The organism is Kribbella albertanoniae, assembly GCF_004348455.1.
Classification (GTDB): Bacteria; Actinomycetota; Actinomycetes; order Propionibacteriales; family Kribbellaceae; genus Kribbella; species Kribbella albertanoniae.
The window spans coordinates 1-19,633 of record NZ_SMKA01000052.1 but is presented as its reverse complement, the minus strand read 5'-3'; the positions used below and the strand labels follow the sequence as shown (position 1 = coordinate 19,633).

Sequence of the window (19,633 nt, the reverse complement as noted above, 5' to 3'; positions counted from 1 at the left end):
GCTAGATCCAATTGCGCCGGGCGGCTTGGTAGGACAGGCCGGTGCGGGTATCCACACCGGCAAGCACCATCAGGCGGTCGAGGCGGCGCTGGACGGTACGGCGGCTGATCCCGAGCTGCGAGGCGATCGACTTGTCGGGGACGCCGGCAACGAGTAGTGAGAGCAGGAAGCGTTCATGGTCGTCGAGAACCCCGGTGGCCGGTTCCCCGCCGGAGTGCATCGTCACCGGGGTGGCCATCTCCCAGTGGCTCTCGAAGAGCGCCAGGACTGCGTCGAGCAGCTGGCCGCGGCTGATCACGGCTGCAGTGGGTTCGCCGATGCCTAGCTCGTCGTCCCGGACCAGTGGGCAGACTGCGGTCGCCCGGTCCACGATCGCGAGCCGGACCGGCAGAGTGGGCAGCGTCCTGGCCTCCTCACCCCAGCTGATGCCCTCGGCGATGGTGTCGAGTTCACCGGGTGTCTCGAGCAGCGCACGCTCGTAGATGGCGCGATAGCGGACCCCACGGGACAGAGCGCCGTACTCCTCGGTGTTCTCGGCGCCTTGCATGGCCAGCGGGTTCGCTCGGCAGAACCAGAGGATCTCCTCGCGGGCCGACTCCTGCAGGTCCCGGAGCCGCTCCCGCAGCGCCGCGGCACCGACGACGACCTCGACCAGGTGGTGTGCGTCCCGACGGCTCGCGCTGGCCCGGAACTCCTCGCTCAGCACAGCCACCGTCTTGCGGGCCGCTTCGAGCGACTCCTGCCGACGCAGCAGCGTGGTGCCGAGCGCAACGTCCGGCGGCAACGCGCGGAACACCGGCTCATCGGCCGACGGACTGATCGCGACCAGGCCCTTCGCCTGCAACCGCTGCAGCACCTCCACGGCCTCCTGAGGCGCCAGCTGGGCAACCTCGGCCAGCTCGGTGGAGCGCGCGGCCGACAAGCCGACGAGCAGCCGGTAAGCCCGCTCCTCCTCGGCGTCGAGCAACAAACCGTCCTGCATCGATTCACCTCCCGCACCCCAGCTAACCAGTCCGGACACGCCCACGGCGACCGTTTTCCGCGCGGCTTTGATCAAATCTTGACTGGCGCAGCCGCGGCTAGCGGTCGGCGTCGAGGGCGGTCAGCTTCGCTCGCACGCTCTCGGCCTGCTGTTCACGACCCTGATCGCTGTACGCCGTCAGGGCGTCCTGCCATGCCGTGCGGGCCTCGGCCAGGTCACCGCGGGCCCAGTACACGTCCCCGATGTGGTCCCGGGTCTCAGCGATCTGGCGCAGGTTGCTGATCTGTTCGTACGACGCGAGCGCCTCCTCGAACGCGGCCAAGGCTTCGTCGAACCGACCGGCCCCCAGCGCGGCGACGCCGAGAGAGTCCAGGACGTCACCCCGGCTGTCGTTGTCGCCGGTCTGCTCGAAGATCTCGAGGGACGCCAGACCGGCTGCGCGCGCTTCGTCGTAGTGGCCGAGTTTGGCCTGGATCCACGCGACGACGTTGTAGGAGTCCGCCAGCCAGCGCTGCTTGCCCAGCGTCTTGTACAGCTCCAGCTGAGCAAGCCCGTACGGCAGTGCGGCCTCGAAATCCTGCTGGTTGGCCAGTGCGCCGGCCAGCATCTGCAGGCAGGCCGCATGCTCGGTTGTCCGGCCGCTGCGTGCTGCGTAGACCAGCGCCTGCTCCAAGTGCGACAACGCCTCGTCGCGCTTCCCCAGCATGCCGCGGCTGCGGCCGTAGTAGCGATGGACCATCGCCTGGTCAGCAGCTTCGTCCAGGTGCGGTACGACGGTCAGCGCGTTCGCCCACATCTCCGCCGACACCATGTCCTGTCCACGCCAGGTTTGGAAGACCGTCAGACCGTAGGCAAGGTGCCAGACGACGTCGGGCCAGCCGCGTTCCATGGCCAGCCGCTGGGTCGCCAGCAGGTTGTCGGCCTCGGCATCCACCCAGGCACTGGCCTCGTCGCGGTCCTTCAGACCCAACGGACCAATCTGGTCACCGTTCACCGGCGAGCGCTCCGGAGCGATCACCCGGTCCGCCTCGACAACGCCCCGGCGGTAGTGGTCGGCCAGTCGCCACAGCGCCTGGCTGTCGTCGACCTTCTGCTCGCGGGCGTACAGGCGGATCAGATCGTGCAGGCTGTAGCGACCAGGAGCGTGCTGACGAATCAGGTGCGCGCTCTCCAGCCGGGCGAGACTGCGTCGCGGGTTCCCGTCCACGAGCGCCGCCACTGACGCCGTACTGATGTCTTGTCCGGGGACGTGTGCCAGCAACGCGAGCAGGGCGGCGGCATCCGGGTCGAGTGCGCGGTACGAGCAGTCGAAGACACTGCGGAGCCCCGCGTCGAGCTCACCGGCCTCGAAGGCGTCCAGGCGAGCCTCTGTGTCCCGTAGCTCATCCGCAAAGGCCGACAACGGGAAGTCGGGCCGCCCGGCGATGCGGGCCGCCAAGATCGCCAGTGCCAGCGGCAGACCGGCACAGTGCGTCAGCAACTCCGCAAAGGCTTCCGGCTCCACACTCGCCCGGTCTGCACCGATCTGTCGCTGCAGGAGGTCCCGTGCGTCGGCGGGATCGAGGACATCAAGATCCACCGGTACGGCGCCGTGCCGCGTGAGCAGTCCGCCCAGACGGTTGCGGCTGGTCACGATCACCGTGCACCCCGCCGTACCGGGCAGCAGTGCTGCGACCTGAGAACTCTCCTTGGCGTTGTCCAGCACCAGCAACAGCCGCTTGCCCGCCAGCATGGTCCGGTACAGACCGGCCCGGGCCTGTGGATCGGGTGGAAGACGCCCGGCACCGAGAGCTTGCAGGAGACCGCTCATGGCTGTCTCGGCCGGCAGCGGCGGTTCTATCGGGTCGAAACCGCGCAGGTCGATGAACAGCTGGCCATCCGGGAAGCGGGCCAGGTTGCGATGGGCCCAGTGCAGGACCAGTGAGGTCTTGCCGATCCCACCGGCGCCACCGACCGCTGACACCGCGACTGTCGCCTGCTGGTGGTCGCCAGCCAGTGCGGTGGAGAGTTGCTTGAGTGCTGGGTCGCGTCCGACGAAGGTGGCCGGTGCTGCCGGCAGTTGCTGTGGCACCACGCGGGCGACCTGGGTGGTGCCGAGGATCTCCTGTTGCAGTTGCTGGAGCCGGGCGGACGGTTCGATCGCCAGCTCGTCCACCAGTGCGCGGCGGATGCGGTCGTACTCCTGCAGTGCGTCAGCAGCTCGATCAGCTCGCTGCAAGGCCAGCATCAGTTGACCGGCCACGCGCTCGTCGAGCGGATGCGCCTGGCTGCGACTCCGCAGTACCGGCAGGAGATCGCCGTACTCGCCTTGGGACAGCTGCAGGTCGGTCAGGTCGAGTTCGGCCGCGAAGCGTTCCGCGTGCAGGCGCTCGCGTTGCTCCGCGAACCAGGGGGTGTCTAGGTCGGCTAGAGCCTCACCGCGCCAGAGGCCCAGCGCCTCCTCGAAGAGAGCTGCGGACTGCTCGGCGTTGGCCGCCGCGAGCAGGCGCCGGAAGCGGTGGACGTCCACGCGGTCCGGGTCGACCTGCAGAACGTAGCCACTGGACTGGCGGACGAGCTCTGCGTCCAGGACAGTGCGCAGCCGGGACAGGTAGGCGTAGAGCGTCTCGCGTGCGCGCTGCGGGGCGCTGTCACCCCAGACCCGTTCTACGAGCTGGTCCGCGGTCACTGGGCGACCGGCCTCGAGCAACAGCACCGCCAGCACCGAACGTTGCCGCAAATGCCCCGAGGACGTCGGCACGACCTCCCCCAGAACGCCGTACTTCATCGCCGCCTCCAGCGCGCTGACCTGCGGATTCAAGGCTGACGCAAGGTTGCGGTCAAACCTCCTGCGCGATGGTACGGAAGAACGAAGGAGAGCACATGTCCCACCGAGATTCTGCCTACCAAGGTTCCTGACCCGTCGTTGCAGCCAACGGATTCCCCGCGCCGGTCCCCACTTCTGTCGGCGCGGGCTGAGACGGTAGGGCGATGACGGGGATTCGCATTGCCATCACTCAGCCGACCATCACCGCGGACGCGGTGGAGAACGGGAAGACGGTCCGTTCGCTGATGCGGAAGGCAGCGGCCGGACGGGCCCGGCTGGTGCAGTTCCCCGAAGGCATGCTGAGTGGCTACGCGAAGGCGCAGATCGCCGACTGGTCCCAGGTCGACTGGACCACCGTCCGCACCGAGCTCGAGCAGATCATGGCATTGGCCGCCGAGCTGGAGATCTGGGTCGTGCTCGGCTCGGCTCACCCGCTGACCCCGCCACACCGCCCGCACAACAGCCTGTACGTCATCTCCGACGCCGGTGCCCTGGTCGACCGCTACGACAAGCGCCTTTGCTCGCACACCGAGATCACGCACTTCTACACGCCCGGTTTCGACCCCGTCGTCTTCGACGTCGACGGCTACCGCTTCGGCACCCTGCTCTGCATCGAGATCAACTTCCCGCAGCTCTTCGCGCAGTACGAGCGCCTCGGCGTCGAGTGCCTGCTGCTCTCGTCGTACGGCGCCAACGAGCCCTTCGAGACCAAGGCCGCCGCGCACGCCGCGATCAACTGCTACTGGGTGTCGACCTCACTCCCGGCCCTGCCCGACGACCCGACCCCGTCCGGTCTGATCACCCCGGCCGGCCTCTACACCACCCAGGTGGCCGGCCAGTCCCAGCTCGCCTTCGCCACCATCGACCGCGACGACCCCACGATGAACTTCCCCCTGCACGCCGCCCGCCCCTGGCGCGCGATCGCCACCAAAGGCGAGATCTACCGCTCCCGCGCCGTCACCGACCCCCGCTCCACCAACCGAACCGCCCTGTGAGCGAGCACACGTCCGGACAAACAAAAAATCCCGGTCTCTCGACCGGGACTTCTGCTTGGCATTCGCTGTGCGCGAGGGGGGAGTTGAACCCCCACGCCCTTTCGGGCACACGGACCTGAACCGTGCGCGTCTGCCATTCCGCCACTCGCGCGCTGCTGCTCGGGCGATGCCCTGGCAACGAGTGGAAACATTAGCACGGGAATGTCGAGCGCTTCACATTGCGGGTTCGGTCGAACCTCCCGATACGATCGATCGTCGTACCCGGTGTGTCCGCCCCGACCGGTGGATCAAGGACCGTGGGACCGACCGTGGAGGAGGAGGCGTGCGACCGCTGCAGCGCTTCGAGCGACGTCTGGAGGGCATCGTGAGCGGTGTCTTCGCGCGCGCATTCAAGGGCGATGTCGAGCCGATCGAGCTGGCTGCGGCGCTCAAGCGTGAGATCGACAACACCGCACGGATCCTGTCCCGGGACCGGCGGCTGGTGCCGAACCACTTCACCATCGAACTGGGCCCGGGCGATTTCGAGCGCCTGAACGCGTACGGCCGGACCCTCAACCACGAGCTGTCCAACGAGCTGCGGGACCATGCCGACATCCAGCGGTACACGTTCTCCGGGCCGATCGAGATCGAGCTGACGCAGGCGGACGACCTCCCGACCGGTAAGTTCCGGGTGGTCAGTGCGACCGTCGGGACACCGCAACGGCGCCCCCCAGCCTACGAGCAGCCCTACCAGCAGGAGCCCTACGTGCCGCCGAACGACGGCCAGACGGTGCTGCAGAGCGCCCCGGTCACCCCACCGCCCGCACCGCAGCCACGCCGCAGCGGCCACCCGCAGGTGATGCTCGAGGTCAACGGGCGGCGCCGCCCGGTCAACCCGCCGGGTGTCGTGCTCGGCCGTGGTACCGACGCGGACATCCAGATCAACGACCCCGGGGTCTCCCGGCGGCACGCGGAGATCCGGCTGATGCCCGAGGGCAACGGCGGGATCCGGGTGGTGCTGGTCGACCTCGGCTCGACCAACGGCACGCTGGTGAACGGCCGGCGCGCCACCGAGCAGGAGCTGGTCGACGGCTCGACGGTACGGATCGGCAACACCACGATGACACTGCGGCTGGCGGACGAGCCGATGGCTCAGCCGCCGAGCAGCGGGTGGTGACCGCACCACCATGTCGGAACTGACGCTGACCCTGATCAAACTGGGGTTCCTGGCCCTGTTGTGGATGTTCGTGCTGGCCGTGCTGTCCGTGATTCGCTCCGACCTGTTCGGGGCGAAGGTGGACAGCCGGGCCGCGGCGGCCGCCGTACCGGCTGCGGCCCGGACGCCGAAGCCGGCCAAACCGGTGAAGAAGCGCAAGGGGCTGCCCGGATCGGTGACGATCGCCGACGGCCCGCAGGCCGGGGTCGGTGCGACCCTGGTCGAGGAGCCCGTGGTGATCGGCCGTGGTTCGGACTGCCAGATCCGGCTCGACGACGACTACTCCTCCACCCGGCACTCGCGACTGTTCCTGTCCGAGGGTCAGTGGTGGGTCGAGGACCTCGGCTCGACCAACGGGACGTACCTGGACGGCCAGCGGGTGACCCGCCCGGTGCCGGCCGAGATCGGTGGCTCGATCCGGATCGGCCGGACGACGCTGAACATCGCGAAGTAGGCCTGCCTCGATGACCCTGTCGCTCGACTACGCCGCACTGTCCGATGTCGGACGCGTGCGCCGCAACAACGAGGACTCGGCGTACGCCGGTCCACACCTGCTGCTGCTCGCCGACGGAATGGGTGGCGCGGCAGCCGGTGAGGTGGCCAGCGCGGCGGCGGTCCAGGTGATCCGGCGGCTCGACACCGCCACCATCGGCGGCGAGGACATGATCGAGGCGCTGGCCGGTGCCGTGCACCGCGCCAACGAGCGGCTGTCCGAGCTGGTCGAGGAGGACCCCGAGCGCGAGGGCATGGGCTCCACCGTCACCGCGCTGATGTTCGACGGCCAGCAGCTCGGCCTCGCGCACCTCGGCGACTCCCGGGCGTACCGGATGCGCGACGGTCTGCTCTACCAGCTCAGCCACGACCACACCTTCGTGCAGTCGCTGGTCGACGAGGGCCGGATCTCCCAGGAGGAGGCCTTCACGCACCCGCACCGCAACCTGATCCTGCGGGTGCTGGACGGCCGGCCGGACTCCGATCCCGACCTGCAGATCCTCGATGTCCAGGCCGGCGACCGGCTGATGCTGTGCAGCGACGGGCTGCCCGACTACGTCGCCGCCGAGGTGATCGCCGCCTCGATGGCCGACGGTACGCCGGACTCGGTCGTGGTCGAGCTGATCACGCACGCGCTCGAAGCAGGCTCCAACGACAACATCACCTGCGTGGTGGCCGACGTGGTCGAGACCGAGCCGGCCAGCGGGAGCACCCCGCAGCTGGTCGGGGCCGCGGCCGAGCTCGCCCAGGGCGGCACCGGCCGCGGTGAGGCGACCACGCTGGTCCCCGGCGGCAGCAACAGCGGTGGCGGTGGCCGCGGCGCGCCCCTCGACCCCGAGGAGCTGCGCTACGCGCCCCGCCCACCGAAGCGGTTCCCCTGGGTACGGCGGATCCTGGCGGTGCTGGTCATCCTCGGCCTGATCGTCGGAGCCGGTTGGTACGGCTACCGCTGGACCCAGGATCAGTACTACGTCGGTACCGACGGTGACTTCGTGGCGATCTTCCAGGGCGTGGACGCGGACATTCCCGGCGTCACCCTGACCAAGGTCTACGAGAAGCAGCAGCAGTTGCAGGTGGACAAACTGCCGACGTACAACCGCCAGCAAGTGGAGAGCAACATCGAGGCTGACGACCTGGCCGGCGCCCGCGCGATCGTGAGCGAGCTGCAGCGCACGGCCGAGGAATGCGCGAAGAAGCTCGCGCCGCCGACGCCGAAGCCGAGTGTGACGCCCACCAAGCCGGTGGTCTCGAAGCCGCCGGCCACGACCGCGCCGACGACGACCCCGTCCGGTACGGCGAGCACCCCGGGTGGCACGGCCAACCCGGACGACTGCGACGGCGTCAAATGAGCATCGCTTCCACCTCGGTCATCCAGATCATCCCGCGCACCCGGCGCGGGGTGGAGCTGTTCCTGCTCGTGATCGCCGTCGGAATCGCGGTCGGCGCCTACGTGAACATCGGCATCACCGCGCAGGACGGCGTCCCGGCCAGCACCGGCCTGTACGCCGCCGGGATCGGACTGCTCGCCTTGATCGCGCATCTCGCGCTGCGCTTCCGGGCGCCGTACGCGGATCCGGTCATCCTGCCGTGTGCCGTGCTGCTGAACGGTCTCGGTGTCGCGATGATCCACCGGATCGACCTCGGCCTGACCTCGATCGGCCGGACCAAGGGCGTCCCGTTCGCGCCGCAGCAGATCACCTGGACCGCGGTCGGCGTCGTACTGTTCCTCGCCGTCGTCATCGTGGTCCGCGACCACCGGCGGCTGCAGGCCTTCACGTACACGCTCGGTCTGGTCGGTCTGGTGCTGCTCGTGCTGCCGCTCGTCCCGGGCCTCGGGGTGAACATCAACGGCGCCTCGATCTGGATCCGGGTCGCCGGGATGTCGTTCCAGCCCGGTGAGTTCGCCAAGGTCTGCCTGGTCATCTTCTTCGCCGGCTACCTGGTCATGAAGAAGGACGTGCTGACGCTGGCCGGCCGCCGGTTCCTCGGGCTGGACCTGCCGCGGGCCCGCGACCTCGGCCCGATCCTGGTCGCCTGGCTGGTCAGCTTGGGCGTCCTGGTCTTCGAGAGCGACCTCGGGTCCTCGCTGCTGTTCTTCGGCCTCTTCCTGTTCCTGCTGTACGTCGCGACCGAGCGGGCCGGCTGGCTGATCATCGGTGGCCTGCTGTTCGTCGCCGGTGCGTACTTCGCCTACCAGACCTTCGGGCACGTCACGAAGCGGATCAACGACTGGCTCGACCCGTTCTCGATCGACGGCGGCCAGATCGCCGTCGGCCTGATGGGCCAGGCCTGGGGCGGCATCCTCGGCCGCGGCCTCGGCCAGGGCCAGCCGCACCTGACCCTGTACGCGAACAGCGACATGATCATCTCCTCGTTCGCCGAGGAGCTCGGGCTGACCGGGCTGATCGCGATCCTGCTGGTGTACACCCTCATCATCGAGCGCGGTCTACGGACAGCGCTCGCCTGCCGGGACATCTTCGGCAAGCTGATCGCGACCGGTCTGGCGATGTCGTTCTCGCTGCAGGTCTTCGTGATCGTCGGTGGCGTCACGGGCCTGATTCCGCTGACCGGTCTGGCTACCCCATTCATGGCCCTCGGCGGTACGTCGCTGGTCGCGAACTGGGCGATCATCGGGCTGCTGCTGCGGATCAGCGACCAGGCCCGGAGACCACAGACACCTGCCGCCCCGGTGTCCGACGAAACGATCGCGATGGCGGTGCAGAAGGCATGAACTCGGCGATCCGACGACTGGCTGTGGCGGCGATGGTGCTGATGCTCGCCCTGATGGCGAACTCGACGTACCTACAGGCCTTCCGGTCCAACGAACTGAACGGCCGCAACGACAACAAGCGGGTCCGGGACTCGCAGTTCTCGGTCGACCGCGGCGCGATCCTGATCGGCAACATCCCGATCGCGGAGAGCAAGCCGTCCGACGACCGGTTCAAGTACCAGCGCACCTACGCCAACGGGCCGGTCTACGCCCCGGTCACCGGGTACTACTCGTACCTGTTCGGCCGGGCCGGTATCGAGCTGAACCAGAACTCGGAACTGAACGGCTCCGACCCGTCGCTGGCGTTCCGGCGGATCATCGACGTGATCAGCAACCGTCCGCAGCAGGGCGCGAGTGTCACCCTGACGCTGAACGCGAAGGCCCAGCTGGCGGCGTACAAGGGTCTTGGCAAGTACAAGGGCGCGGTGGTCGCGATCGAGCCGAAGACCGGCAAGATCCTCGCCCTCGCAACCACGCCGTCGTACGACCCGAACCAGCTCGCGAGCCATGACCTGAGCAAGGTCTCGGCCGCCTGGAAGGCGCTGGAGGCGGACCCGGACAAGCCGACGCTGAACCGCGCGGCGCGCGAGACCTACCCGCCCGGCTCGACGTTCAAGCTCGTCACTGCCGCGGCCGCGCTCTCCAGCGGCAAGTACACGCCGGAGACCAAGACCAATTCGCCCGCCGAGCTGCCGCTACCGCAGACCACCACCCCGCTGGTGAACGAGGACCGGAAGAACTGCGGCGGCAGCAACGACGCGACTCTGACGATCGCGCTGCGCTACTCGTGCAACACCGCGTTCGGCAGTGTGGGCCTCGAGCTCGGCCCGGATGCGCTGCGCGAGCAGGCAGCCAAGTTCGGCTTCGGTGAGCGGCACCTGCCGGAGCTGTCCGGGGTGGCCAGCGCCTTCCCCGGCGACCCGAACCAGCCGCAGACCGCGCAGTCCGCGATCGGCCAGTTCGACGTCCGCGCGACACCGCTGCAGATGGCGATGGTCGCCGCCGGGATCGCGAACAAGGGTGAAGTGATGAAGCCCTACCTGGTCCAGAGCGTGAAGACGGCGAACCTGAAGACCGTCTCCGAGACCAAGCCGGAGTCGCTGCACCAGGCCATCACCCCCGAGGTGGCCGCGCAGCTGACCGGCATGATGGTCGACGTCGTGAAGAACGGCACCGGCAAGAAGGGCCAGATCGACGGTATCGAGGTAGCCGGCAAGACCGGTACGGCGCAGACCTCGCCGGAGCGCCCGCCGTTCGCCTGGTTCACCGCGTTCGCGCCGGCCAACGACCCGCAGATCGCGGTCGCGGTGATGATCGAATCGGCCGACGTCGCCCGTAACGACATCGCCGGTGGCGCGCTGGCCGCGCCGATCTCCAAAGCCGTGATGGAGGCGGTGCTCCAACCATGAGCACCATACGGAATGATGCGGTCACAGCGCGTCTTTCCAACGGGGATCCACTGGTGGCTGCGGCTACCGTGGGCAAATTGAGTGAGTTTCCGGACAGGTTGGAAGGCTGAGGTCATGACATCGCAGGCACGTCTCGTCGGCGGCCGGTACGAAGAAGGCGAACCGCTCGGCCGCGGCGGCATGGCCGAAGTGCGCCGGGGGATCGACAACCGGCTCGGCCGGGCTGTCGCGATCAAACGGCTGCGGGTCGACCTGGCCAGTGACTCGACCTTCCAGGCGAGGTTCCGGCGGGAGGCCCAGTCGGCGGCCTCGCTGAACCACCCGACCATCGTGTCGGTCTACGACACCGGCGAAGAGCCGGACCCGAACGGCTCCGGCATCACCATTCCGTACATCGTGATGGAGCTGGTGACCGGCAAGACCCTGCGGGACCTGATCCGCGAGGGCCGCAAGATCATGCCCGAGCGCGCCCTGGAGATCACCTCCGGTGTGCTCGAGGCGCTGGACTACAGCCACCGGGCCGGCATCGTGCACCGCGACATCAAGCCCGGGAATGTGATGCTGACCCCGCAGGGCCAGGTCAAGGTGATGGACTTCGGGATCGCCCGTGCGGTCGCCGACACCACCTCGGACATGACCCAGACCGCGGCCGTGATCGGCACCGCGCAGTACCTGTCGCCCGAGCAGGCCCGTGGCGAGACCGTGGACGCCCGCTCCGACCTGTACTCGACCGGCTGCCTGCTCTACGAACTGCTCGTCGGACGGCCGCCGTTCGTCGGTGAGTCGCCGGTGTCGGTCGCCTACCAGCACGTGCGGGAGCAGCCGCTGCCGCCGTCGTCGTTCGACCCGGACATCCCGCCGGAGGTCGACGCCGTCGTCCTCAAGGCGCTGGTGAAGAACCGCGACGAGCGCTACCAGAGCGCGACCGAGATGCGTCAGGACCTGCACCGCGTGCTCGCCGGGCAGCAGGTGACCGCGCCGATGCACGCGGTCGCCGAGACCCGGGCGATGGCGCCAACGAGGGTCGCACCGGCCGCCACCCAGACGTTCCGGCAGACCAGCGACGACCTGCTCCCGCCCGGTGGTGGCGACGACGAGATCGAGGACGCCCGCGCCCGCCGGAACCGTGGCCTGGCCTATTTCCTGCTCGGCCTGGCCATCGTCGCCATCGCGATCGGCGGCTATGCGCTGATCGACAACATGAACAAGAAGGACGCCAACGCCGGTAACCAGACCACTCCGGGGCCGACCAAGGTCGCCGTACCGGATGTCAGTGGGCTGACCACCTCGCAGGCGACCACGAAGCTGGCCGCGGTGAAGCTGATCTTCGCCCAGGGCGACTCGGTGCCGAGCTCGACCGTGGACAAGGGCAAGGCCATCTCGTCGACACCAGCCGCCGGGACCGAGGCCGAAGAGGGCTCGACCGTCACGGTGACGTTCTCCTCCGGCGAGCAGTCGTTCGCGGTGCCGGTGGTCGTCGGGCTGCCCGAGGACCAGGCCAGGGCAAAGATCGAGAACGCGCCGGGCGGTTTCAAGGTCGCGGACAAGAACGTCGAGCAGGACTCCCCCAAGCCGGCCGGTGAAGTGCTGGCCGTCAGCCCGGATCCCGACAAGAAGTACGGCTCCGGAACGACGTTCACGCTGACCGTCTCCAGCGGCAAGGTGATGGTCGAGGTGCCGCAACTGCTCACGGTGCCCGCCGACGACGCCATCGCCCAGCTGAAGGCCCGCGGCTTCGTGGTCGGCCAGAAGTACGGCGAGGACCCGAACGCGGTCGACGGCACTGTGCTCGCGCAGAGCGTCGAGGGCGGTAAGACGGCGCCGAAGGGCAGCACGATCACGCTGACCATCAACCGCCTGCCCGAGGGCGACCCCACACCGGACCCGAGTAACACTCCCGACCCCGATCCGACGAACACGCCGATCATCGGCGGCTGACCCAGCCGGAAACGACGAAGCCCCCGCCGCGGCGGGGGCTTTCTCGTTTGTACGGCGATCAGCTGACGAGCGGGGCCATTCCGGCGGAGCGCTCGACGGCGCCGGGGTCGCCGCACATCTCCAGCCAGTTGGCCAGCATCCGGTGCCCGCCCTCGGTCAGCACCGACTCCGGGTGGAACTGGACGCCCTCGACCGCCAGGTCGCGGTGCCGGGCCGCCATGATCACGCCGGCCTCGGTCCGCGCGGTCACCTGCAGCTCGTCGGGAACGGTGTCCTGCGCGATGGCCAGCGAGTGGTACCGGGTCGCGGTGAACGGCGACGGCAGGCCGCTCAGCACACCGGCGCCCTCGTGGAACACCTGGCTGGTCTTGCCATGCAGAAGCTCATCCGCGCGGCCGACCACGCCGCCGTACGCGACGCCGATCGCCTGCAGACCGAGGCAGACGCCGAAGATCGGCACCTGGCCACCCGCCTCTTTGACGATGTCCACGCAGGCACCGGCCTCTTCCGGGGTCCCGGGACCGGGGGAGAGCAGGACGCCGTCATACGCCGTGGCCTGGTCAGGAGTGACCTCGTCGTTGCGCAGCACGGTGGTCTCGGCCTGCAACTGCTGCAGATACTGCACCAGGTTGTAGACGAACGAGTCGTAGTTGTCGACGACGAGGATGCGCGGCATGCAGCCCATTCTGACAGGCGGCGCCCGTTAACGCCCGCCGGTTGCTGTCGGGCTGGCGGTGGGGGTGCGGTCGAACCCGGGCACGGTGGCGCTCTGCAGGTCCAGTGTGCCCTCGTAGGCGGGCATGGCGATCGACGATTCGGTCTTCACGTCGTACCCGAGCTGGAACTTCACCACGTAGTCCTGCAGGTTCTCGATGTACTTCGAGTCGTCCAGCGCCTTCTGCAGCTTCCGCCGGTCGCCGATCGCGGTGATCTTGTACGGCGGCAGGTACGGAACGCCGTGCAGGACGACCGAGTTGCCGACGCACTTGATCCCGGTGGTGGAGATGACCCGGTGGTTCTGGATCGAGAGCGCCTCCGCGCCACCGGCCCAGAGCGCGTTCACCACAGCCTGGATGTCCTGCTGGTGGATCACCAGCCAGTCGGCATCGACGTCCGGATTGTCCCGGACCACTTCCCGCGGCGCGTCCTTGAGCGTCACGGTCAGCCCGGGCCCGGTGACCGGCGTGATACCGACCGCGTCGGACAGGCTCTTCAGCCGCTTGGCGATCTTCGGGTCGATCGAGCCCTGCTGCGCCTGCAGCCGCTCGATATCCTGGGTGAGCGTGGCGTGCTGGCGGACCAGGGCGGCGCTCCGGCGGCTCTGCTCCTCCACCAGCCCGGCCAGCGTCGTGTTCCGGCTGGGTCGCAGGTCGGTCCCACGGGCACTGGTGGCACTGGTCGCGAACAGCAGACCGGCGCACATCAGCGCCAGCGGGACGCCCGCGCGCCACAGTGAAATCCGCTTCAACCTACGCACCAGTCACCTCCAGATCGCTCTCTGCACTACGCTAACCCGGGACCGGACCCGACAGGTCCTGCCTCCTGGCCCTCAAGAGGTCAGCTTATGCGTCCTTACAAGGAGTTCAGCCGTGCCCGAGTCGAGCAGTCGTAACAAGAAGAAGACCGAGAAGGTCAAGGTCGAGAAGACGCCGAAGGCGCCGCGCACCACCAGCCGCGTCTGGGTGGCCCCGCTGATGCTGGCTTCCTGGCTGCTCGGCCTCGCCTGGCTGGTCGTTTTCTACGTCGCCGGCCAGGACATCCCGCTGATGAAGGACCTCGGCAACTGGAACCTGCTGGTCGGCATGGGCCTGATCGCTCTGGGCTTCGTCGTCTCCACGCAGTGGGTCTGACCTAGGCAGTACGGGCGCGCCGCCGGTACGGGCAGTACGGGCAGTTCGGCGGCAGCAGCGATTCCTAACCTCGGCACAAAGCGCACCCGCACAGCGGGGGCGCACCGCCCGAAGGTTGAAGGAGTCTCACCATGCAACGCAACCGTCTGCGCCGAAGTTTGGCAGCGTTGGCCATGACCATCGTCACAGCAGTCTCCGGCGCGCTCCTGGTCGGCCCGACACCGGCGCAGGCCGCCGGTCTGGCCAACCCGAGCGCGACGCTCACCGTTGAGTGCCCCGGCGCCTCGGCCTTCATCCAGGTCGACTGGCTGGGCCCGAACCGGGTGACCGTCCGCTGGTCCATCGAAGACACCGGTACGGCGGCCGGCTGGTCTCCCGTCCTGCGGATCAACGCCATCGGCAGCAACAACGTCAACACCCCCATGATCTTCCCCAGCGGAGACACCTTCTTCGTCCTCCGGGCCGGCAACGGCCACAGCGAGGTCGGCCTCGAAGCTGACTGGAACCCCGAGAACATCGCCGACCTCAATCACCTGAAGGTGAAGGTCCAGAACGGGACCAGCGCCCAGGATCCCGAGGGCAACGGCTGCACCGAGTCCCGGAACATCTTCAACTGGACCCGGATCGCCTACGACAACGCCTGGAGCCAGCGGGACAAGCAGTACCGGTTCGGGAACCTGGGCCCGGATTACGGCCTGGGTCCGAACTACTACGACTGCTCCGGGCTGACGCTGACGTCGTACGACAAGATCCCGCTCTTCCCCGGCTTCGGCAACGTTCGTACCGCCGACTCGATCCACAACTGGGCGGCCTCGCACACCTCGCCCGCAAAGGTCTACGCGAAGCGGGTCGACCGGGCGGACGCGAAGGTCGGCGACCTGTTCTTCTACAACACCGACGGCGACTCCGCTGTCGACCACGTCGACTTCTACGCCGGAAACAACGAAGCCTACGGCGCCCTCAACGAAACCCTCGGCCTCACCACGCACCCCATGTGGAGCGGCGTCGTCGGGATCTACCGCATCCTCGGCGTCTCCACCGACTGACAACTCACGCCTGGGCCTCGAGTAGGCGGAATCCGCAGGCTACGGCGATCGCCGTAGCCTGCTCGGTGGCGTCGGCGGCGGTTGCCGAGTCGCCGGTACGGCGTTCTGCCGCGGCCAGCGTGAACAGCGCTTCGGCCTCGATGTACCGGTAGACGTTCCGCGCGATGGCGAGGCAGTCAGTACTCCACTTGATGGCCGCGACGGAATCGCCGAGCGTGAGGTGAGCCTGTGCCACGGTCGAGGCGGTCTGAGCCTGGGCCTTTCGGTCGTGGACGACCAGCGCGAGGTCGTAGGCACGCAGGGCTATCTCGAGCGCGGCCACTCCGTCACCGTGCTGGCTGTACAACCGGGCCAGCTCGTCCAGCGTCGACAGCTCGCCGCGCTGATGCGAGCGGCGCTGATAGGCCGCCAGTACGTCGGAGAGCAGGCCGGCCGCACGATCCACCTCGCCCAGTTGCCGCAGGGCGCTCGCCAGGTTGCCGCGGATGGCGAGCGCGGAGGTCCCGCGGCCGACCTCGTCGATCTGCAGCGCGGAGCCGAAGAGGTCGGCAGCCTCTCGCAGTTCGCCTCGGTACATGCACGTCTTCCCGAGGCCGTTGAGCGCGATGGCCCGGACATGGCCGTGCTGCTCGTCCTCGGTCAGCTCCAGGGCGCGCCGCATCCACAGGTCGGCGTCGCCGAGCGTGCCCCACTCCAGCTGGATCCACCCGATCTGATGGGCCAGGTAGGCAGCGGCGGTGGTCCAGCCGACGGTGACCGCGAGGGAGTGACCGGCCAGACAGTCCGACAGCGCGTCCTCGCTCCGGCCGGCGTCGTCCAACGCCTGGCTTCGGTTGATCAGCATTGCGACCTGCGCACGGTCGTCGCCGACCGTCAGTGCAGCTGCCGCGGCCGCCCGTGCCGCAGGCAGCCAACCGTCGGCATGCCGGCGAATCAGGAAATAGCCCCGGAGCTGGTCGGCGATTCGCCAGGACAGCGACTTGTCGCCGGAGTCCGCCGTCTCCGTCACGACAGCCAGCAAGGTGCGCAGCTCGTCGTCGAGCCAGCCGAGCGCTCCGGTTTCGGAGTCGAAGTAGCCGGCCGGTTCGGGATGTCCACCCAGCCGCACGAGTTGCGGATACACCACATCGATCGCGGCCGTCACAGCGTCGACGTACCAGGAATACAGCCGGGTCCGGGCGGTGTGTGCTTCGGTGTCCTCGGCGACCAGCCGACGGGAGTAGAGGCCAAGGAGATCGTGGAACCGGTAGCGGTTCTTCGTGTGCTGCAGAAGCATGTTCGCCTCGAGGAGGTCCTCCAGGACTCGCTCGGCCTCGACGGTCAGCAGCCCGAGCAGAATCCCGGTGCTGTCGGCGCTGAAGTCGTCGCCAGGGTGCAGGCTGCACAGCCGGAAGGCGCGCTGGGCGTCGGGGCTCAGGTCGGCGTAGCTGAGCCGGAAGCTGTTGAGCACGCTGGACTCGCCGAGGCTGAGCTCGGTGAGTCGCCGGTTGCCGTCGTCCAGGCGGCGGGCGAGGTCCGCGACCGTCCACTCCGGCCGGGTGGCGAGCCGCGCGCCAGCGATACGGAGCGCGAGCGGAAGCCGGGCGCACGCCTCCGCGAGCGCGCTCACACCGTCATGCTCAGCTTCCAGCCGATCCGTTCTCGCGGTGGAGGCAATCAGCCGGATCGCCTCATCCTGGGTGAGCGGCTTGAGATTGACGACGCAGGCGGCGGCCAAGTCCGGTAGTCGCCGCCGACTCGTCACGATGACGTCGCTGCGCCCAACCCCCGGCAGCAGCCGTCGCACCTGGGTCGCGTCCTGCGCATTGTCGAGCACCACCAGCATCCGCCGGTCGGCAAGTTCGCTGCGGAACAGTGCGGCTGCTTCGGCCTCGTCGGTCCCGATCCGCCGGCCGGGTACACCCAGCGCGCGCAGGAAGCGGCCGAGTACCTGGATCGGTGCGGGTGTCGTCGCATCGCTGCCGCGGAGATCGGCGTACAGCTGTCCGTCCGGATACTCCGCGCGGAGACGGTGTGCGGCAGTCAGGGAGAGGGCGGTCTTGCCGACCCCGGCGATTCCGTTGATCAGCACGACCTGGGACGGCAGCGCGCCCGGCTGGGCGAGCGCCGTACAGATCGTTGCCAGTTCGTCCGCGCGGCCGATGAAGTCCGGTGGCGCGGAGGGAGCTTGCTGGATGACCATTCGCTGCACTGGCGCCCCGTGTTGCCGGCGAAGCACTTCAAGGTGCACCGCGCGGAGCCGGTCGCCGGGGTCGATACCGAGCTGCCCTGCGAGGGCGGAGCGGATTCGGTCGTACGCCGCAAGTGCCTCGACCTGCCGGTCTGCTGCGGCCAGTGTCTGGATCAGCTCGACGTGCAGCGGCTCGTCGAGTTCGTGCCGAGTGGCCAGATCCCGGAGTGCATTCAGTGCTCGTTCCGGCTCGCCGACCTCACGGGACAGCGTGGCGAAGGCCAGAACCGCGGCGGTGTACTCGTTGACGACCGCCCGATAGAGCGGATCGGCCGCCAGCGTCTCTAGATCGATGTCGCCTCGCCACAGTGCCACAGCATCCGCCAGCTTGGCCAAGGCGGCCTCTGGGGCGGCGCGCTCTGCCTGGGCCAGGAGGTCGCGGAAGGTCAGGAGGTCGAGTTCGTCCGTGCCCAGCGCCAGCCGGTAGCCGGTACCACCGCCGACAACCCGGTTGACCGGTCCGCCAACCGCCAGCAGTCGTCGCAGCCTGGTGGCACGGGTGTACAGCAGATTCGCTGCATTGATGGGTACGTCGCGCGGCCAGAGGAGATCGATCAACTCGTCCTGACTGACCGTCGTACCCGCAGCAAGAGCGAGCCGGGCCAGCAAGATCCGCTGCGGACCGGAGTTGATGGGCACCAGCACGGCTCCGTGCCAAACCTCAACCGGACCGAGGACTCCGATCCGGAGCGCCCCTGCCACACCGGGGTTCGCCCCCACGATCGACGGGCGCGTCCCGGCGGCGGCCTGGAGAATCCCAGCATCGCGTCCACTCAGCGCAAGGGCCGCAGCAATGGCCTCGACCGAGTCCTGCTTCGGGCTCTTGGACCGCCCCTGCTCCAAGTCACGGATCGTCCCCGCACTAAGCCCGGCCCGGTCAGCAAGCTCCCGCTGAGTGACTCCCGCAGCCCGCCGAAGGCCCCGCAACACCACACCAAACCGGTCCGCCGCCCCCTGGACATGCCGCTGGCCTGGGAGATCCTCCTGCGGCCTTCCGGGCACAGAAAGTATCCTACGTATCCCAAGCAGTCACAGGGAATGAGCTGGCGCGGCCTCAGTTGGTGAGGGGGCGGACCTTGGTTAGGTTTGTGGTCAGTTGGCGTAGGGCGGGGGCGAACTGGGACCAGCTGGTGGGGGTTTCCGGGTTCCAGGCGAAGATCTGGTTTGCTCGTACGGCGGGGAGCCGGTCGAAGGTTGGGTACTTCGCTTTGTCGACGGTGAACGCTTCGGCGTTGCGGGCGTCGTACAGGATGACGTCGGCCGGGTGCTTGTCGGCTAGCTCCCAGGAGACGCTCTCCCAGTGCGGCTGTTTCGGGTCGAAGTTCGGCGTGACGAAACCGACGCCGAGCTTCTTCAGCAGGGACAGGTCGGAGAAGGCCGCGGGGTTGCCGAAGTACAGGCCGTCCTTGCCGCCGGAGACGAAGAGGACTTTGAGGCCCTTCTGCCGGGCGGCGAGGTCACCGAGCTCCTTCGACGCTGCTGTGAAGTCGGCCTTGGCCTTGAGCACCGGCTCGGCCTTGAGGTCGGCCCCGAGCGCGGCCGCGATCTCGGCGTACCGGTCGATGACCGCGTCGACCGGGCGCTCGAGGTAGTTCACGCCGAGGGTCGGTGCGATCGCCTCGATCGCGGTCTCGGACTCCTTCGGGACGTACCAGAGCTCCTTCGGGACGTGCATCGGCGCGATCAGCAGGTCCGGCTTCAGTGCCGCGAACTTCTCGACGGAGAACTCACCCCAGGTCTCCGAGAACGAGGTGACCTTGGTCAGGTCCACGTTGCCGGCCAGGATGTCCGCCGTACCGTCCGCCTTCTTGGCCTTGCCGAAGGTGCCGACCGGGCGCAGGCCGAGGTCCCACAGCGCGGCGGCGGACTGGATCTGGGCGACCAGCGTTGTGGGCCGGGACGGGCGGGTGATCTTCACGC

General features: G+C 68.5%; 15 protein-coding genes and 1 tRNA gene. 9 read left to right on the top strand and 7 right to left on the bottom strand.

Annotated features, from left to right (window positions below):
- Position 1: 1 nt before the first annotated feature.
- Positions 2–982: a helix-turn-helix domain-containing protein gene (locus E1261_RS14545; protein ID WP_132406823.1), complete on the bottom strand. Its 981-nt coding sequence runs from the start codon at positions 980–982 to the stop codon at positions 2–4.
- Positions 983–1,079: 97 nt separating this feature from the next.
- Entirely contained in the window at positions 1,080–3,782 is a 2,703-nt protein-coding gene (locus E1261_RS14540) for an AfsR/SARP family transcriptional regulator (protein ID WP_132406821.1), read from the bottom strand.
- 170 nt (positions 3,783–3,952) lie between these two features.
- Between E1261_RS14540 and E1261_RS14535 the strand changes: the two genes are divergently transcribed.
- Complete coding sequence (locus E1261_RS14535; RefSeq protein WP_132406819.1) at positions 3,953–4,783, top strand: carbon-nitrogen hydrolase family protein; 831 nt, start codon at positions 3,953–3,955, stop codon at positions 4,781–4,783.
- 68 nt (positions 4,784–4,851) lie between these two features.
- Here E1261_RS14535 and E1261_RS14530 read toward each other — a convergent pair.
- A tRNA-Leu gene (locus E1261_RS14530) sits at positions 4,852–4,934 on the bottom strand.
- 171 nt (positions 4,935–5,105) lie between these two features.
- On the opposite strand from E1261_RS14530, the gene E1261_RS14525 reads away from it, so the two are divergent.
- The 6 genes from E1261_RS14525 to pknB all read left to right on the top strand — a co-directional run bounded on the left by E1261_RS14525 (position 5,106) and on the right by pknB (position 12,587).
- A complete protein-coding gene (locus E1261_RS14525) occupies positions 5,106–5,939 on the top strand; it encodes an FhaA domain-containing protein (RefSeq protein ID WP_165952496.1) in 834 nt (277 codons plus the stop codon).
- A 10-nt stretch (positions 5,940–5,949) separates the two neighbouring features.
- A complete protein-coding gene (locus tag E1261_RS14520) occupies positions 5,950–6,432 on the top strand; it encodes an FHA domain-containing protein FhaB/FipA (RefSeq protein WP_132406816.1) in 483 nt (160 codons plus the stop codon).
- A 10-nt stretch (positions 6,433–6,442) separates the two neighbouring features.
- A complete protein-coding gene (locus E1261_RS14515) occupies positions 6,443–7,819 on the top strand; it encodes a PP2C family protein-serine/threonine phosphatase (protein ID WP_132406814.1) in 1,377 nt (458 codons plus the stop codon).
- Positions 7,816–9,201 carry an FtsW/RodA/SpoVE family cell cycle protein gene (locus E1261_RS14510; protein WP_132406812.1) on the top strand — a complete coding sequence of 462 codons (1,386 nt, stop codon included), beginning with the start codon at positions 7,816–7,818 and terminating at the stop codon, positions 9,199–9,201. The genes E1261_RS14515 and E1261_RS14510 overlap by 4 nt, the downstream gene beginning before the upstream one ends.
- The gene (locus E1261_RS14505) at positions 9,198–10,649 is read left to right on the top strand and encodes a peptidoglycan D,D-transpeptidase FtsI family protein (RefSeq protein WP_132406810.1); all 1,452 of its coding nucleotides are present in this window, start codon (positions 9,198–9,200) and stop codon (positions 10,647–10,649) included. Before E1261_RS14510 ends, E1261_RS14505 begins: the two co-directional genes overlap by 4 nt.
- A gap of 114 nt (positions 10,650–10,763) precedes the next feature.
- Entirely contained in the window at positions 10,764–12,587 is a 1,824-nt protein-coding gene (pknB, locus tag E1261_RS14500) for a Stk1 family PASTA domain-containing Ser/Thr kinase (RefSeq protein WP_132406808.1), read from the top strand.
- Between the two features lie 58 nt (positions 12,588–12,645).
- Here the strand turns inward: pknB and E1261_RS14495 are convergent, their stop codons facing one another.
- Both E1261_RS14495 and E1261_RS14490 read right to left on the bottom strand, forming a co-directional pair.
- Positions 12,646–13,263 (bottom strand): aminodeoxychorismate/anthranilate synthase component II, encoded by a 618-nt coding sequence (locus E1261_RS14495; RefSeq protein ID WP_132406806.1) that lies wholly within the window; start codon positions 13,261–13,263, stop codon positions 12,646–12,648.
- Positions 13,264–13,290: 27 nt separating this feature from the next.
- Positions 13,291–14,064 (bottom strand): DUF881 domain-containing protein, encoded by a 774-nt coding sequence (locus tag E1261_RS14490; protein WP_132406804.1) that lies wholly within the window; start codon positions 14,062–14,064, stop codon positions 13,291–13,293.
- A gap of 112 nt (positions 14,065–14,176) precedes the next feature.
- Here E1261_RS14490 and E1261_RS14485 point away from each other — a divergent pair, with 112 nt between their 5' ends.
- Positions 14,177–14,437, top strand: a complete 261-nt coding sequence (locus E1261_RS14485) for a cell division protein CrgA (RefSeq protein WP_132406802.1) — start codon at positions 14,177–14,179, stop codon at positions 14,435–14,437.
- A 131-nt stretch (positions 14,438–14,568) separates the two neighbouring features.
- Positions 14,569–15,483, top strand: coding sequence for an NlpC/P60 family protein (locus tag E1261_RS14480; protein WP_132406800.1), 915 nt, complete (start codon positions 14,569–14,571; stop codon positions 15,481–15,483).
- A gap of 4 nt (positions 15,484–15,487) precedes the next feature.
- Here E1261_RS14480 and E1261_RS14475 read toward each other — a convergent pair whose 3' ends face one another.
- Both E1261_RS14475 and E1261_RS14470 read right to left on the bottom strand, forming a co-directional pair.
- Complete coding sequence (locus E1261_RS14475; RefSeq protein ID WP_238176227.1) at positions 15,488–18,643, bottom strand: BTAD domain-containing putative transcriptional regulator; 3,156 nt, start codon at positions 18,641–18,643, stop codon at positions 15,488–15,490.
- Between the two features lie 124 nt (positions 18,644–18,767).
- On the bottom strand, positions 18,768–19,633 hold an 866-nt coding region (locus tag E1261_RS14470; RefSeq protein ID WP_165952495.1), incomplete at its 5' end, for an ABC transporter substrate-binding protein.